This window comes from Parasynechococcus marenigrum WH 8102 (genome assembly GCF_000195975.1).
GTDB lineage: Bacteria > Cyanobacteriota > Cyanobacteriia > PCC-6307 > Cyanobiaceae > Parasynechococcus > Parasynechococcus marisnigri.
The window spans coordinates 1,344,779-1,357,544 of record NC_005070.1; the positions used below are offsets into that span (position 1 = coordinate 1,344,779).

The 12,766-nt window shown below is 58.1% G+C and carries 25 protein-coding genes; 11 read left to right on the forward strand and 14 right to left on the reverse strand.

Going from position 1 to position 12,766, the window contains the following annotated elements; genetic code table 11:
* Positions 1-47: 47 nt before the first annotated feature.
* The gene (locus TX72_RS06815; protein WP_011128216.1) at positions 48-293 is read left to right on the forward strand and encodes a hypothetical protein; all 246 of its coding nucleotides are present in this window, start codon (positions 48-50) and stop codon (positions 291-293) included.
* Between the two features lie 518 nt (positions 294-811).
* Here the strand turns inward: TX72_RS06815 and TX72_RS06820 are convergent.
* Positions 812-991: a hypothetical protein gene (locus TX72_RS06820; RefSeq protein WP_011128217.1), complete on the reverse strand. Its 180-nt coding sequence runs from the start codon at positions 989-991 to the stop codon at positions 812-814.
* A gap of 644 nt (positions 992-1,635) precedes the next feature.
* On the opposite strand from TX72_RS06820, the gene TX72_RS06825 reads away from it, so the two are divergent.
* Both TX72_RS06825 and TX72_RS15010 read left to right on the forward strand, forming a co-directional pair.
* A complete protein-coding gene (locus TX72_RS06825; RefSeq protein ID WP_011128218.1) occupies positions 1,636-1,863 on the forward strand; it encodes a DUF2811 domain-containing protein in 228 nt (75 codons plus the stop codon).
* Entirely contained in the window at positions 1,839-2,030 is a 192-nt protein-coding gene (locus TX72_RS15010; RefSeq protein ID WP_071820845.1) for a DUF8622 domain-containing protein, read from the forward strand. Before TX72_RS06825 ends, TX72_RS15010 begins: the two co-directional genes overlap by 25 nt.
* 2 nt (positions 2,031-2,032) lie before the next feature.
* Here TX72_RS15010 and TX72_RS06830 read toward each other — a convergent pair whose 3' ends face one another.
* Positions 2,033-2,386 (reverse strand): DUF8671 domain-containing protein, encoded by a 354-nt coding sequence (locus TX72_RS06830; RefSeq protein WP_225867679.1) that lies wholly within the window; start codon positions 2,384-2,386, stop codon positions 2,033-2,035.
* A 14-nt stretch (positions 2,387-2,400) separates the two neighbouring features.
* On the opposite strand from TX72_RS06830, the gene TX72_RS06835 reads away from it, so the two are divergent.
* Both TX72_RS06835 and TX72_RS06840 read left to right on the forward strand, forming a co-directional pair.
* Complete coding sequence (locus TX72_RS06835; RefSeq protein WP_042503552.1) at positions 2,401-2,784, forward strand: DCC1-like thiol-disulfide oxidoreductase family protein; 384 nt, start codon at positions 2,401-2,403, stop codon at positions 2,782-2,784.
* A gap of 45 nt (positions 2,785-2,829) precedes the next feature.
* A complete protein-coding gene (locus tag TX72_RS06840; RefSeq protein ID WP_011128220.1) occupies positions 2,830-3,147 on the forward strand; it encodes a hypothetical protein in 318 nt (105 codons plus the stop codon).
* A 12-nt stretch (positions 3,148-3,159) separates the two neighbouring features.
* Here TX72_RS06840 and TX72_RS14860 read toward each other — a convergent pair whose 3' ends face one another.
* The 3 genes from TX72_RS14860 to TX72_RS06845 form a co-directional block, all read right to left on the reverse strand.
* Entirely contained in the window at positions 3,160-3,291 is a 132-nt protein-coding gene (locus TX72_RS14860) for a hypothetical protein (protein ID WP_263969698.1), read from the reverse strand.
* A gap of 86 nt (positions 3,292-3,377) precedes the next feature.
* On the reverse strand, positions 3,378-3,596 hold the full coding sequence (locus TX72_RS13910) for a hypothetical protein (RefSeq protein WP_148228792.1): 219 nt from the start codon (positions 3,594-3,596) through the stop codon (positions 3,378-3,380).
* Between the two features lie 48 nt (positions 3,597-3,644).
* Entirely contained in the window at positions 3,645-3,866 is a 222-nt protein-coding gene (locus TX72_RS06845; protein WP_042503554.1) for a hypothetical protein, read from the reverse strand.
* A 141-nt stretch (positions 3,867-4,007) separates the two neighbouring features.
* Here TX72_RS06845 and TX72_RS14400 point away from each other — a divergent pair, with 141 nt between their 5' ends.
* The gene (locus TX72_RS14400; protein WP_011128222.1) at positions 4,008-4,160 is read left to right on the forward strand and encodes a hypothetical protein; all 153 of its coding nucleotides are present in this window, start codon (positions 4,008-4,010) and stop codon (positions 4,158-4,160) included.
* On the opposite strand, the gene TX72_RS06850 is transcribed toward TX72_RS14400, so the two are convergent.
* The 5 genes from TX72_RS06850 to TX72_RS14315 all read right to left on the reverse strand — a co-directional run bounded on the left by TX72_RS06850 (position 4,153) and on the right by TX72_RS14315 (position 6,541).
* Positions 4,153-4,389, reverse strand: a complete 237-nt coding sequence (locus TX72_RS06850) for a hypothetical protein (RefSeq protein ID WP_052298025.1) — start codon at positions 4,387-4,389, stop codon at positions 4,153-4,155. The genes TX72_RS14400 and TX72_RS06850 overlap by 8 nt on opposite strands.
* A gap of 107 nt (positions 4,390-4,496) precedes the next feature.
* Positions 4,497-5,522 carry an SDR family oxidoreductase gene (locus TX72_RS06860; protein ID WP_011128224.1) on the reverse strand — a complete coding sequence of 342 codons (1,026 nt, stop codon included), beginning with the start codon at positions 5,520-5,522 and terminating at the stop codon, positions 4,497-4,499.
* 81 nt (positions 5,523-5,603) lie between these two features.
* A complete protein-coding gene (locus tag TX72_RS06865) occupies positions 5,604-5,957 on the reverse strand; it encodes a hypothetical protein (RefSeq protein ID WP_011128225.1) in 354 nt (117 codons plus the stop codon).
* A gap of 29 nt (positions 5,958-5,986) precedes the next feature.
* A complete protein-coding gene (locus tag TX72_RS06870; RefSeq protein ID WP_011128226.1) occupies positions 5,987-6,379 on the reverse strand; it encodes a DUF559 domain-containing protein in 393 nt (130 codons plus the stop codon).
* Positions 6,380-6,388: 9 nt separating this feature from the next.
* Entirely contained in the window at positions 6,389-6,541 is a 153-nt protein-coding gene (locus tag TX72_RS14315; RefSeq protein WP_162467748.1) for a hypothetical protein, read from the reverse strand.
* A gap of 518 nt (positions 6,542-7,059) precedes the next feature.
* On the opposite strand from TX72_RS14315, the gene TX72_RS13915 reads away from it, so the two are divergent.
* A complete protein-coding gene (locus TX72_RS13915; protein ID WP_148228793.1) occupies positions 7,060-7,419 on the forward strand; it encodes a hypothetical protein in 360 nt (119 codons plus the stop codon).
* Between the two features lie 236 nt (positions 7,420-7,655).
* Here the strand turns inward: TX72_RS13915 and TX72_RS06880 are convergent, their stop codons facing one another.
* Both TX72_RS06880 and TX72_RS06885 read right to left on the reverse strand, forming a co-directional pair.
* A complete protein-coding gene (locus TX72_RS06880) occupies positions 7,656-7,901 on the reverse strand; it encodes an RNA recognition motif domain-containing protein (protein WP_042504323.1) in 246 nt (81 codons plus the stop codon).
* Positions 7,902-7,959: 58 nt separating this feature from the next.
* Entirely contained in the window at positions 7,960-8,151 is a 192-nt protein-coding gene (locus tag TX72_RS06885) for a hypothetical protein (RefSeq protein WP_042503563.1), read from the reverse strand.
* 631 nt (positions 8,152-8,782) lie between these two features.
* Between TX72_RS06885 and TX72_RS06890 the strand changes: the two genes are divergently transcribed.
* The 4 genes from TX72_RS06890 (at position 8,783) to frp (ending at position 11,115) form a co-directional block, all read left to right on the forward strand.
* Complete coding sequence (locus TX72_RS06890; protein WP_011128230.1) at positions 8,783-8,977, forward strand: hypothetical protein; 195 nt, start codon at positions 8,783-8,785, stop codon at positions 8,975-8,977.
* Positions 8,978-9,068: 91 nt separating this feature from the next.
* Complete coding sequence (locus TX72_RS06895) at positions 9,069-10,025, forward strand: orange carotenoid-binding protein (protein ID WP_011128231.1); 957 nt, start codon at positions 9,069-9,071, stop codon at positions 10,023-10,025.
* Positions 10,015-10,749: a fatty acid desaturase gene (locus tag TX72_RS06900; protein ID WP_011128232.1), complete on the forward strand. Its 735-nt coding sequence runs from the start codon at positions 10,015-10,017 to the stop codon at positions 10,747-10,749. Before TX72_RS06895 ends, TX72_RS06900 begins: the two co-directional genes overlap by 11 nt.
* 45 nt (positions 10,750-10,794) lie before the next feature.
* Positions 10,795-11,115, forward strand: a complete 321-nt coding sequence (gene frp / locus TX72_RS06905) for a fluorescence recovery protein (RefSeq protein WP_011128233.1) — start codon at positions 10,795-10,797, stop codon at positions 11,113-11,115.
* Between the two features lie 36 nt (positions 11,116-11,151).
* Here frp and TX72_RS06910 read toward each other — a convergent pair whose 3' ends face one another.
* Both TX72_RS06910 and TX72_RS14320 read right to left on the reverse strand, forming a co-directional pair.
* Complete coding sequence (locus tag TX72_RS06910; RefSeq protein ID WP_011128234.1) at positions 11,152-12,312, reverse strand: glycosyltransferase family 2 protein; 1,161 nt, start codon at positions 12,310-12,312, stop codon at positions 11,152-11,154.
* A 29-nt stretch (positions 12,313-12,341) separates the two neighbouring features.
* Complete coding sequence (locus tag TX72_RS14320) at positions 12,342-12,485, reverse strand: hypothetical protein (RefSeq protein WP_162467749.1); 144 nt, start codon at positions 12,483-12,485, stop codon at positions 12,342-12,344.
* Positions 12,486-12,766 lie beyond the last annotated feature (281 nt).

Consider the following 12,766-nt stretch of genomic DNA (forward strand, 5'->3'; position numbering starts at 1 on the left):
AGACCCACGCCAGGCAACGGGGGCATGGGCGCTGAAGAGGTGATGTCATGAACACACTTCAACTGATCAAAGCCCGCACCACCCGCACCCGGGCCATGCAACGGGCGCGCCTGCAGATGGCCAAGGCCTTCGGCAGTGCTGACCACATCGATGCCACCCACACACCGGTGGGAGTTGGCCAGAAGCCACAACTGCGTTATCGCGGCGTGGCGTATGACCCGATCCACCAGGATCAGGAGGCCACCGGCGGTCGCGAACTTCGCTATCGCGGCGTGAGCTATGGGGTGTATTGAATCTCCAGTCAACAGCAACGAGCGGGGGACACTCCTCCGCTTTTTTTGTGCTCAGCCCTTGGGAACGAACGCCTGGGATGCCGCGATCAGAAGCCCGGTGATCAGCAGGGCAGGAAGGATGACAGTTGGGCCGCCGGGGGCCGTCTGGGAAGCGAACAGCAGCATGTAAGGCAAAGAAAGCCGAAGTGTTCAGATTGCCAGATCCGGACTAGGGATGCATCTGAGCAGTCACGCATCGCCATGAACTGTCTGCCATCGAGGCTCAGCAGGACACGATGACGGGAAAAAGAAACAATTCACCCTGAACAGCCGCAGCGGACCGCAAAGACCTGGAGTTACAACTCGCCGAACGAAGCGGCTCGGACGGTGGCAAGTCACTCAGCACTTTGCGGGGGCGAATCAGGGACTGCTGCATCCAGGCATCGGCACGGAAGGTGGCGTAGGGAGAGCTGCAAGCCATGAAGACCTCACTGATACACCTGTTCTAGTGCGTCTGTACTAGTGCGTCAATGGGCTGATCAGATTCCGCAGCCGCCGTCGACATTGCCGCTGTCGTCATGGAGCTGCTGAAGGCGCTTGAGGAGCTCCCCATCGCCAACGATCACCCGACGTCGACCATCCACTCCCATGTAGGTGAGCCTGCCTTCCGCATCCACCACCAGGGCCGTGAGCGGCGTCACCGAGGAGGGCTCGTCCATGGATCAACGACGCAGTGGGATCACCATGCCAGCCCTATTACCACGAACGAGAACCCAATAAGTCAAACAACCCATGCCAACAACCACTGTTCACGCTGCACTGACACCAGACCCCGCTGTTCGTTATGACCTCATGCCCATGGCCGCGCAGACGTGCGCCAATCGCTCGTCTGCGGGACTGGTGGACCCCACCCATGCGCCAATCGCCGTCGACCACCGCTGCAGTGGATGACCAACAGCAGCTCTGGAGCACGTTGATGCAGGGGGGCTTCTGGCTTTCCTGAGACGGAAACACGATCTCCAATCAGGTCGCCATTGATTGATTAGAAGCGGTGAACCATCAATCAATCCACGGCTTCGCCAACGTTCTTAACAGCTTTTCCACAACCAGACATCCTCAGGATGTCCATGCCAAGGCGGGGCTTGCCGCACGCAGGGGAAAACCGATTTTCCTCTTGACGAGGCCGGAGAGAAGCCTGTAGTACAGAGCACATCGCGGTCAAGATCGCCTGCAAACACTGATCTCACCCCCAACAGGGTCAACTTGATCGGTCCATCGGAACGGTTTTGACGAACCGACTCGTGACGTGCGGAGATGGATTGAAGGAAGCGCAGAGAGCAATTTGCTGACCACTCCGGATTCCATGCCGCCACACGTCAGTGTGGAAAACCAGTTGCCGCAGGATCTTTATGAGGCCATGGGTCGATTTATCGAGAGCCATCCGCAATGGGACCAGTACCGCCTGGTCCAGGTGGCCATCGCTGGCTTCCTGTTTCAGCAGTGCAGCCAGGAGCGGGTGGTGGCGCAGCACTATCTAAAAGGACTGTTCCACCCCAGGCCAGATCCATGCCAGATGGCGATCGATCGCTGAGCTGTGATTGCTGTGCATCCCCTGGAGGGCTGCACTACAGGGTCCGAACCGATGCGCTGACGGAGTGGGTCTTCGTTTGTCCCTCCTGTTGGCCCAAGTTGAAGGCGCAACCCGGGTACCGCTATGGAGGGACCCGAAAGGCGGATCGCCGTCGCCGTCGGCGCTGAACTCAGGGCAGCGGTTGGCAGTCGTAGGCGACGATCGAGCCGCGGCGCTGCAGAAATTCCGGCTGCAGGGGATCCTCGACCCGCCACCACCAACGACCGTCGGTGTAGCTGGGTGCACCGGCATTGTTCGTTCGCGGTAGCTGCAAGGTCATCTCACGCCAGTGGATCAGAACTCCATCACCGGGGAGCGTCCCGGCCGAGGTGTTCGGAACCCCTCCTGGCAGACCGGTCGGATCCACCGCACCAGCCACGGTCTCCACCCTCAGCTGATCACCGTCACAGCTCCAGTCTGCAGCGGCCGGAGCCGGCAACAAGCAGAGCAGCATCGACAGGATCAACGACAGGAGGGCACCCACGACAGACTTGTCCGATGACTCTCACACTCGTCTACGACGGCGGCTGCCCCTTCTGCCGTTCCTTTGCCCTGCGCAGTGAGCTGGTGAGCGGGATCAAGGAGCTGGAGATCCGTGATGGTCGAGCCGACAACGAGCTGCGCTACCGCCTTCAGCAACAGGGTTACCGCCTTGCTGACGGGGCGATGCTGTTGGAAGGCGACACGATTTGGCACGGAAGCACAGCCATTGCAGAACTGTGCCGCCGCATGCAACCGAGTGATCCAATGCTGAAGATGATGCGCCAACTGTTTCGCGATGAAGGGCGTGCCGCGGGGCTTTACCCCTCCCTGTTGCTGGCGCGACGACTCGCCCTGACCATTCAAGGAAAGCCTGTGGACCCGGACGCTCATCAGACCTGAGCGAGGACTGGTGTGGCATCACGACCCCATAAGGGTCTACGGTGAATGCATCTCCTTCAGGTTTCCTTAAGCATCGACCCCGATCCCTCTGTCCCCGATGCCCTGAGCCGCCACCAGCTCAGCGCTCTGCTCAAAGCAGCGATGGAGGGAACGCAGGCGCGGATGGCAAGTATTGACGAGGACGAACTGCTGCGGGCAGCATTGAGCGCCTGGGCTGATCAAACCAAGGAACTGCTCCAGTGGATCGAAAGCCAGGGTGATGAAGTCAGCGATACCAGAACACCAAAACAAGTCATGGCCCTGGGCAGCTTCCGCACCCACTTGGTGATGGGGCTGAAGGCACTGCGATATGCAGAGAGCTGATCGCGTTCAGAGTCAGCGTGTCGGTTCAAGTTCCAAAGCGATGCTCATATCAACCTGTTCCGCGAAATCCTCGAGCTCGGCATTCAACTCAATCAACAACACGGCTAAAGCCGAAGCAAACTCGATGCAGAAGTCGTCTGCCACAGCGTCTCAGAACGGGACCCACTAGTTCTAGAGACAGGATTGGCGCTGCCGTGGCTGTCCTCAACTGATGTTCACAAACGCTGAATTCAGGCCACCAAGCGTGCGCTGAACTGATCGAAATCAAGATTCAACTGACGCATCCGATCACGAATTCCCAGGCAATCTCGGCATGAACATGGCTTTTGGCCGGAATCAACACGATGCAGGAGAAGTGGAAGGATTTGATCTTCGTCTTCGTAGAGAAGAGACATGTTTTCTCCGACAGAGAATAAAGTTGCAAAGATTTTTACCAGAACCAGCTTCAACGACAACTACAAATCGTTTTCAATGGTGTTATCAACACACTGGAATCGTCAGGATTCAACAACAACACGTGCATTCACCAGCAATCCTGCGGAGCGTGCATCCTCAAGCAGCGTGCTCAGGCAATCCATCCCGAAACAGGCTTCACCAGACAGGAGCGTGGTCCACTCCTCCTCCGGGAAGTGGGTTTGCAGCCATAACGCGCCATGGACACTGGCAACGATCAGACGGACAAATCCTGGGCGATCAACGTGCTGAACAAGGAGATCCAAGGCCGTCTGCTGACTCAACTGTCTCCATTACGCCGGACAACGGAAAAACCAATTGTTCGTCCTGATACGAAATCAGCAAGAAGTCTCCTCGTGGCCGGAATTTTTATTGGTTAGGTTAATTCTGTTACGGGTTTGAACACCGTGCAGGACGACCTGACAGCCATTCTGATTTCCTCCGTGTTTGTGGGAGCCGGGGTTGTGGTGGCGCGGTTCTTCCGTGAGGTGTCTCTGCTGGCAGCCTTTTTTCTCGTGGGCTTCATCGGCTTGGAGCTGACGCTTGTGCTGATCAGCTGAGCTCCTGATCCCGTTGCCAACGCATGCCCAGCCTGAACCGTTGATAACGGACCATCGCTTGCTCCTGGCTGAGGTGGGGATAAAGCGCTGATGCTTCCTCGAGGGTTGTGGGCTCACGCAACCAATCCTGATCCGGTGGTGTGGCCGCCGCTGCTGAATCGCGCCGCCAGCGTTGAAAACCTGGCAGATGCCGGCGCCATCGATCGAGAAGCTCGAGGGGATGAATCACGAAGTTTTCACAGAAAAACTCGTTTTGAAGGACTGTCGCCGCGCTCAAGGGCGAGCTAGCACGAGTCAGCACGAGAGGAATGATGGCCCGCTTCGGACTGAAGATGATCACGGATCACCTGCCACGCATCGGTCGGCGGCGCGCCGTGGTTCCAGCTGTTCCAACGCAAGAATCGCAGAACACTCCGAAAACGGATTACTGGGCGATGGATTGTGCCGCCAATCCCTGGCGAAAGGGTTGCCGCACTTACGACAGCTGAGCGGTCGCATCAACAAGCGGCGACCGGTTCCAGCATCGACCGGGTTCTCAGCGTGAAACCCATCTGGAGCAGCCGTGCATTGGAGACACGAGCGTTGAACGCCCCTGGCCCCCGGACGATCGTGGTTGTCCCAGATCACAGGGGGGAGCCCTTCGTCATCGCAGAGGGCATTGGAGAGCTCGCGACGACTGAGTTGAAGGTCATCCACGAGGTTGTAGATGCCCTGAAGTCTGCGCTGAAGTGCAAACTCAACCCCGCGAACGATGTCGTCCAGGTGCACCCAGGCATTGATGTGGTTGCCGTTCTTGGCCACCTGCTGCCCCGAGGCACTGCGAATGAACGATGGGATGTCTTTTCCTGGCCCGTAGATCCCCCCCAACCTCAGCACACAGGTCTGAATCGAGGGAGTGTTGAGCGCAAGGACGGCATTCTCTGCCTGCACCAGCAGCTCGTTGGTGGTGTTGCTGAGATCCGGGGATGACAACTCCGTGGTGACGGCACCGGACTGATCGCCATAGACCCCAGCACTGCTCAAGTAACTGACGTGGAGCGGACGTTGACGAGGGCGCTCTCGCAGAGCCTTGACAAGGGCAGGCACCGCTTCGGCGTAAACCGCTCGGTACTGATCTTCCTCGTAGCTGGCCGTGGTCGGAGCCATGGCAATCAACACACCATCAAGGTCGTCGATAACACTGAAGTCAGCAGCGGAATCACCAGCACGGAGAATGCGGGGATGGTCGACTAGATCGCACAGCTCAGCCAGACGAGCCGGGCCCGTTGTAGTACCCATCAGCTCGTAGCCCTGTGCGCGCAAGTGGAGGGCAACAGCTGAACCGACGTAACCACAGCCCACCACTCCGAACCGACCTGACATAAATTTGCCGCCTGTGTTCACACAACGTAACGATTCATGGGTCGATGTGTTGTGAGATCCGCTGCAGTCTCTGTTTTTGGCTCAAAACAGCAGTTGCAGTAGCCCCAGCGTGACCAGGGCCAGTGCAACGGCAACAGCCAGCCCCCCCAGCAGCAGAACAACACCCGCCACCAGACCGATCCGCGCTGCCGTTCGGGGAAACAGGAGATAAAAGCTGAGGCCGAATGCCACGGGCCACAGCGGTGGTAGAAGAACGCAAACGGCCGTGAGCAGGGTTAATCGACGGCGACGGCTGCGATCCTGTTCCTGGGACAGCTGAATCCGCTGGTTCTTTCGATCGAGTTCCGCCTGTTCCTCGTCGCTTAGCCAGCGACCCCGTTGGCGGGCGGCCTCAAGATCCTGTGCCGGATTGTTCGGGATGGATCCCTCAGTCATGGCGTCAGCCTAGGAAGCCCTGACAACGCCTACAGCCCATTGAGTTGTTGGAACAGGGAACGACGGTCCTGCTCCAACTCAATCTGAATAATGCGCGCCACCGCCTGAGGATCACTGAGAACCGCGTCATGGGTGAAACGCAGCGTGCGCAGATGGCGACTGAGCAGACGATCACGGTTGTAATCCTTGTCGCGACGTTTGGTTTTGTTGTGGCGAGCCCCGTCAATTTCCACATTCAGCAGCCCATGGGGGGAGATCACCAGCAGATCCAGGGTGCGACGGGTGCCAGTTGCACCCTCGGGGATGCAGATATGCATTTCAAAACTGAACAGAAGTCCGGCAGCTTCGAGGGCTTCACACAGCCGCATATGACCCTCTGACTGAAGATCAACCCCCTTGAACCTCTGCCCCCACTCAGCCATGCCCGAGGTTCAGCGGTTCACCAGGCGTGCATGCAGCGCACACACCTTGGCCGCCTTGGCAGGTGGCGCCTGACAGAGAGCACCCAGCTCCTGGATCAGCTGCTGAAACAAGCCAACGTCCGCTCCGGGCAGAGACGAAAGCGCAGACAAGAAGCCAACCATCGCCACCATCACCCTCCGATCCGATCTTGAGACAAGATTAAGACCCTGAAGCTGGAGGGTTGCCCTGAGGCTGATCCCCCTCATCCAGCTGAACCACTTGCCATCACCGCTTCGACGCGCTCGGTGTTGAGCACGCCTTGGCAATCAAGAATCAGATCAAACAGAGGTGCTAAGCCGGGGAGATGCATTGTCCCCATTCAGGCGACATCAGGCCAACAACACATCCCCCAACTGAGGGATTTTGAACTCAACCGGTGGTCTCAGGCCTGGGATGCGAGCACGGAGAGCGCTGCTAACACCGCAACAGAGACGACGATGAACGACAGACCCATTGCTATTTCATTGCTGCGCTTGATGTTCTGATAACTGCGCATGGCCCGATCGCGTGGATCGCCAAGCTAAGGGCGTAGTCACAAACCCAACGAATGGGTCAATAGATCTTGATGTCGACGAGACGTTTCTTCATGTCCAAGAGAACAGGGACCTGACTCCAGCTCAATCCACTCCAGGATCAACCCATGCAGGCGAGCCAGTGCACTCCGCTGTTCCAACGAGCCAGCGGGTGTGTACTTGAAATCCATGAACGCCCGGTCAGCCAGCGGACGTTGTTGCAGGCAACGATCCTGAATCGACATCAACTTTGCGGCTGCCCCGAACCGGACAGGCGCGAGATCCAAAGCACCATGCTGGCGGCAGAAAAGGCGCCAAAAATCGTGAGAAGCAGCTGCGTAGACATCTCGCTGAGGCGCGCTTTCAGCGCAACCGAAAACTTCGTCACAAAACTACATGCGCTGATCCTGATGTGTGGGCACGTCCATCAATCGAGCGCGAACAGCCGTGCGCGAGCAGCATCACCAATCGCCGATGTGTCATGTTGAAGGGGTGAAACAGGTCTGATCAGGCCTGTGAGCTGAGCAACCCTGATAACGCAGGCGAGCGAGAACCTGATAACCCTGTTTTGAACACAATGAAGAAACACACCGCACGGCGTGCCTCAAACTTGGCTGCGCGCAAGATTGCGACCCCGAAGAACCCTCCATCCAACCAGCACAAAAACTCTTCCCAACTGATCAGCTGGGAAGAGGTCATCGGCAAGCGCTGAACCGAGCTGAAATCAGCGGCGGGGTTCAGCCTGACGAACTGTGATCCCGCGTCCCATCCACTCGACGTCCTGCAGGTCGTCGATGGCGGACTTTTCATCCGCAGCATTGGCGAGGTCGACAAAGGCAAAGCCACGCTTTCGGCCGGTCTCCCGATCCAAAGGCAGCGAACACTTGCTGACCTCGCCGTACTGGCTGAACAGATGAACGAGGTCTTCTCTCTCAGCGTCCCAGGAGAGATTGCCAATGAAAATCGTCAAAAAAAGGGCCAAAACCGTACTAACTCACCATCGCATACAGCCGAACCTTGGATGCCACTCATCCAGCAGGCTCCGCAGGCGGTGGCAGTGACAGAACGAATGTCAGCAGAGCTGAAGCAAGACGTGCGTCGCCCTCAAGTACTAAGAGACGGTGCACGTCCATCGCTTGACCAAGGTCCGGCGTCGCCGATCCGTTGATCAGACCACGCGCTTTGCTGCGGGCGATGACGTGCTGGAGCGACATGGTCATGACTCCAAGCTGGCTTATCTGAACCAAAGCCCTTCAGGTCTTCCACATTGCAGCGGTATTGGGCCAAAACCAGGCATGGGCACGCCATTTCCAACATCGGTGGGCACTGCCCCAGAGGCAATGCGCCTTAACACCGATTGCCGGATGTGCTCCACGCGACCAACACTGTGGTCATCGAGATCGGAGGTGCCCATGACGGCCGACACTCCACCTGAGCAACACCCAGAAGCTGCCTGACTGACTCGGCCCCTGCTCCAACAGTTTCCACCCATCCGTAAGGCTCGTCCTTTGGCAGGCATTCCTTGAGCGCCACGTCAATCGACACTCCATTGCACCGTCCTCAGGTGCCCAGGAGTCCACAAGCCTTCACACCTGGACCCCATGGCCCCAGGCGCCATCCAGCCAGACGCTTTGACCGTTTCTTCAGTCCCTTTGCTTGAGGTTCCAACTCCCTGAAGCATTACTGATCAGGTCGATTGCTATGCACAAACGAGCGAGATAGGCCGTCCTTCCCATCCGGGAGGGGCGGCCTTCCCCTTGTTGGGTGCATGGATCAGATCAATAGAAGGCCTGTTGTTTGGCGCTTTTCGATCCTTGGACTGTTCACCCTGGATGTAGTTGCAGCTAAGCCATGGGTGGATTGAGTGGCACCAAATCAGACGACTTCATCAACGCCGCCAAAGCACGTGCTGAGGCCGCCATTCAGGACAACCAGCCGAAGCTGACCAAGCTGGAAAAAGCTTTCCGCCATGCCGCCCTGCGGCGCCGGGCCCAGGATGCGCGCAGGGCTGCTGACGACCATCGCGCTAAACCCAACACCCATTAACAGATCAGAGCGACATCCGCAGGCCCTGAGCCCAATCCAGCTAAAACTCGAAACATAGTGTTACGGTTCGTACGCTCTGTGTCCCCTGCGGATGTTCACGCTCGACAAAGCTCGTCAGATCTTCCCAGACACGCTGAGCGCTGCAGCCGTCCCGGCCATCACAGCCCGCTTCAAGCTGCTGAGCGCAGAGGACCAGTTGGCACTGATCTGGTTTGCTTATCTGGAAATGGGCCGGACCATCACCGTGGCGGCACCGGGTGCGGCCCGCATGGCGCTGGCACAGCCGACGCTGGATGAAATCCAGGCGATGAGCTTTGACGAGCAGACCAAGGTGATGTGCGACCTGGCTGGCAAGATCAACAGCCCGATTTCGGCGCGCTACGCCTACTGGTCGGTGAATGTGAAGCTGTGCTTCTGGTACGAGCTGGGCGAATTCATGCGCCAGGGCAAGGTGGCTCCGATTCCTCAGGGGTACAGGTTGTCCGCCAACGCCAACTCAGTTCTGGAGGCCGTCAAAAAAGTTGAGCAGGGCCAACAGATCACTTTGCTGCGCAACTTCGTGGTGGACATGGGCTACGACCCCGATGTGGACGACAGCCAGGTGGTCACCGAGCCGATCGTGGCCCCGACACCGGTTGATCAGCGCGAAGAGATCCTGATCCCCGGCGTGCTGAATCAGACCATCCTCAGCTACATGCAGCTGCTCAATGCCAACGACTTTGATCAACTGATCGATCTGTTTCTCAACGATGGTGCTCTGCAGCCCCCCTTCCAGCGTCCCATTGTCGGCCGCGACGCCATCCTGAAATTCTTCAAGCGGGATTGTCAGAACCTGAAGTTGATGCCCCAGGGCGGTTATGGCGAGCCGACCGAAGGTGGCTTCAACCAGATCAAGGTCACCGGCAAGGTGCAGACCCCCTGGTTCGGTCGTGAGGTGGGCATGAACGTGGCTTGGCGCTTCCTGCTGGATGAAAACGACAAGATCTATTTCGTGGCCATCGACTTGCTGGCATCACCAGCCGAGTTGCTCAAGCTGGGTGGCAAATGAGTTCAGCCCTCAGGCCCTCAAAGGGTTGGCTCTGGCTGGTCTGATTGGATCAGCCTGGCTGCTCTCCCTGGGCCTGAGCTACACCCTGCCACTTGATCAGACGCCTGGGCTGTTGATTGGCAGCTTGATTCTGCTCAGAGCATTTCTGCACACCGGGCTGTTCATCGTTGCCCACGATTCCATGCACGCCAGTCTGGTTCCGGGTCATCCCGGATTGAACCGCTGGATCGGCAAAGTGTATTTGTTGGTGTATGCAGGCTTGTCTTATGAGCGTTGTTCCCGCAACCACAGACGTCATCACCTGGCACCGGAGACGTTCCAGGATCCTGACTACCAACGTTGCACCAATAACAACATCCTAGATTGGTATGTTCACTTCATGGGCAACTATCTGGGCATGCGGCAACTGTTAAATCTAAGCTGTCTTTGGCTGGCGCTAATCATTCTCAACGGTTCTGATCTCCCTGCTCAGATCATGCATCTGCTGTTGTTCAGCGTTCTGCCGTTGATCATCAGTTCCTGTCAATTGTTTCTAGTGGGAACCTGGTTACCCCACCGACGTGGGGCCACGACACGACCGGGCGTGACAACGCGCAGCCTGGCTTTGCATCCAGCCCTCTCTTTCGCAGCTTGTTACAACTTTGGCTATCATCGTGAACATCATGAATCGCCTTCCACACCCTGGTTTCAGCTGCCACAACTTCGAAATGAATCATTCACTTGACCATTTCTGATCAACGCTGATTTCCTCCTCACCGCTTTCCCCTTCATGTCGGCAACAGACTGGACATCCGAAGAACAGACCGTTGCCCGCACTGCATTCGAGCTCGGCAAACAGCGTTCAATCACGGCTTTGATTTCAACACTGCAGGAGCAATCCAGCACGCTTGATACACCGGAATCGGTCTGGAAGCTACATGACCACCTCAGTACTGAGCGCTATCTTTATGAAGGGCGCGCTGAGTTCGACGAAGGCAATGTGTTGTTCGTGTTAGCCGACATGATCAAACAACGTTTGATCGCGTTGGATGATCTGCAGGGATTGGATCAAACCAAAGTGAGCAAAGTCAAAGCAATGTCGATGTTCTGATCGTACGCAGAATGTGATCAGAACCACTTGGGAACTTCAACGAAGTGAGCGTCCCTTCCAGGTCCACCCCTGACCGGTGAAGGTCCGCCAAACCGACACGGGCCCGATGGTGCCGACAATCAACCCTCCAGCACCCATCAGCCACCAGTAATCGATGGGCAGCTGAAATTCCCGTCTGGTCCACAGACGCAGGATTAACTGCTGAAGAACAGCGATTGAGGCGGCAGCCAGCAGAGCCAGCCACCACCACTGAGCGATCGGGAGAACCAACAACAATCCAATCGCAACGGGAATCAGCAACCAGGGCAGGCTGAACATCAGCACCACCACGCCGGCAGCAGCCAGTGCTTTGCCGGGATCGCGATCCAGTCCCAGGCACCAGTTTTTGGTCCAGCCTTCCCACAACGCGGCCAGATCGGCGTACATGCGCAGATCAACGGCATCAAGACCCAGCAGGTAGCGCAAGCGATGACCGCCCGTCTTGATCCTGCGCGCCAAGGCCAGATCCTCCACCACTTCTGCCGCCAGTGCACGGTGCCCACCGATCCGTTCATAAACACTGCGGCGGAAGAGCATGAATGGTCCAGCAGCGAAGGCGACGTCGGAGTCGGGATCATTGGCGGCTTCGATCGGAAAACCCAGCCCCAGCAGGCTGGCCATGATCGGTTGCACCATCCATTCGGCCAGGCAGTCACAGGTGAGTCGTGGCGCCAGGCTCAACAGATCCGCCTGATCCGCGATCGCCTGAGCCAGTGATCGCCGGATGGCATCGGCTTGCAGCTGCACATCGGCATCGATGAACAGCACCCAGTCGCTGCGCACCTGCTCCATGGCCCGGGTGCACGCCCAGTTCTTGCCCACCCAGCGCTCAGAGGCCGGACGGGGACCGGCCGGCAGCACACTGAACCCCGCCGTGGACTGCGGGTGGCGGGCAGCACAGGCCACCGCCAGCTCCGCCGTGGAATCAGTTGAGTCGTCATCCACCACCAACACCTCCCAATCCACGCAGGGGGGCTGGCCGTTGAGCACGCTGGCCAGGCAAGCGCCGATGTTGCCGGCTTCGTTGTAAGCCGGAATCACCACCGTGAGGGAGGTCTGGGGCACAGGCACGTCCGCCGCAGCCTGCAATTGCGGCGCCAGTTCGAACACCCGCCAGAGGCCGACCTGCAGGATCAGCAGGCCAATGCAGGAGGCCATGGCGGTGGCCAGCAACCCCAGCGCAACGATCACCAGTGGATCCAAAGGCGGTCGGCAAGCACGCCATTTCCAACATCGGCGGGCGCTGCCCCAGAGGCAATGCGCCTTAACACCGATTGCCGGATGTGCTCCACGCGACCAACACTGTGGTCATCGAGATCGGAGGTGCCCATGACGGCCGACACTCCACCTGAGCAACACCCAGAAGCTGCCTGACTGACTCGGCCCCTGCTCCAACAGTTTCCACCCATCCGTAAGGCTCGTCCTTTGGCAGGCATTCCTTGAGCGCCACGTCAATCGACACTCCATTGCACCGTCCTCAGGTGCCCAGGAGTCCACAAGCCTTCACACCTGGACCCCATGGCCCCAGGCGCCATCCAGCCAGACGCTTTGACCGTTTCTTCAGTCCCTTTGCTTGAGGTTCCAACTCCCTGAAGCATTACTGATCAGGTCG